The sequence below is a fragment of the Achromobacter xylosoxidans genome (assembly GCF_002192695.1).
In the GTDB taxonomy this organism is placed as follows: Bacteria; Pseudomonadota; Gammaproteobacteria; order Burkholderiales; family Burkholderiaceae_B; genus Achromobacter; species Achromobacter xylosoxidans_C.
This window is the reverse complement of record NZ_MTLG01000051.1, coordinates 1-1,207: the sequence shown is the minus strand read 5'-3', so window position 1 is coordinate 1,207 and position 1,207 is coordinate 1. Positions and strand designations below refer to the sequence as shown.

General features: G+C 61.4%; 1 protein-coding gene. It reads left to right on the top strand.

The features are described from left to right. The first annotated feature begins 72 nt into the window (after positions 1-72). Positions 73-1,071: an IS5 family transposase gene (locus BRO63_RS04985; protein ID WP_088138684.1), complete on the top strand. Its 999-nt coding sequence runs from the start codon at positions 73-75 to the stop codon at positions 1,069-1,071. The last annotated feature ends 136 nt before the right edge of the window (positions 1,072-1,207 follow it).

Sequence of the window (1,207 nt, the reverse complement as noted above, 5' to 3'; positions counted from 1 at the left end):
GGATGCTCTGCACAGCCTCCCTAATCCACGACAATAGGCTTCATTGAATTGAAGCATGAGCGACGGTCGACGATGAAGCAACGCAGTCTTGCCGAGAGTGGATACGAGCGTCGGCCGAAGGCGACGAAGCGGCAACGGTTTCTGACGGAGATGGACGCGGTGATGCCGTGGGCTCGGCTGATCGCACTGGTCGATACGGTACAGCCGAAGCTGGGCGCGCGCGGCGGCCGGGCATCATTTCCGGCGGAGACGATGCTGCGGATTCACTTCATGCAGCAGTGGTTTGCTTTGTCCGATCCGGGGATGGAAGAAGCGCTGCACGATATTCCGGCACTGCGCGCGTTCGCGCGGCTGGACGCCGGCAATGACCTGATTCCGGACGAGAGTTCGATCCTGCGCTTTCGGCATCGGCTGGAGCAGCACGGTCTGGCGGATCGTCTGCTGGCCGAGGTCAACGCTCTGCTGAGCGAGCGCGGGCTGCTGCTGCGCCAAGGCACGATCGTCGATGCCACGCTGATCAACGCGCCGAGCTCGACGAAGAATCAGGATCGCGAGCGCGATCCGGAGATGCACCAAACGAAGAAGGGCAACCAGTGGTATTTCGGCATGAAGGCGCACATCGGCGTCGATGCCGAATCGGGCCTGACGCACACCGTCGTGACCACGCCGGCCAACGTCAACGACGTGACCCAGGCGCATGCGTGCCTGCACGGAGAAGAGGTAGACGTGTTCGGCGATGCCGGCTATCAGGGCGTCGCCAAGCGTGCCGAGAATCGCGACAAGGCGGTGACCTGGCACGTGGCGATGAAGCCCGGGAAACGCAAGGCGCTGCCCGACACACGGCTGGGCCGGCTTCTCGAAAAGATCGAGCATGCCAAGGCCAGCATCCGCGCCAAGGTCGAGCATCCGTTCCGCATCATCAAACGCCAGTTCGGTTTTTTGAAGACGCGCTATCGCGGCTTGAAGAAGAACACCGCGCAACTCGTCACGCTGTTCGCGCTGGCGAACCTGTTTCAGGCACGGCATCGATTGATGCCAACGGGAGAGGTGCGTCCATGTACCGCCGGATAAGCGAAGAAGGGCGGAAAACCGCTATTTCCAGGCACTTCGGAAGCCAGACGGCGTTCTCAATGACGGCGGCTTTTCCGAATTCCTGCTCATGCACATCGGCTGATTTCAGAATCAGGGCCAGTGCAGAGCATCCCTA

Excerpts from the sequence above, each read along its gene's own strand:
- BRO63_RS04985 (WP_088138684.1), top strand. The coding sequence starts at position 73 with ATGAAGCAACGCAGTCTTGCCGAGAGTGGATACGAGCGTCGGCCGAAG.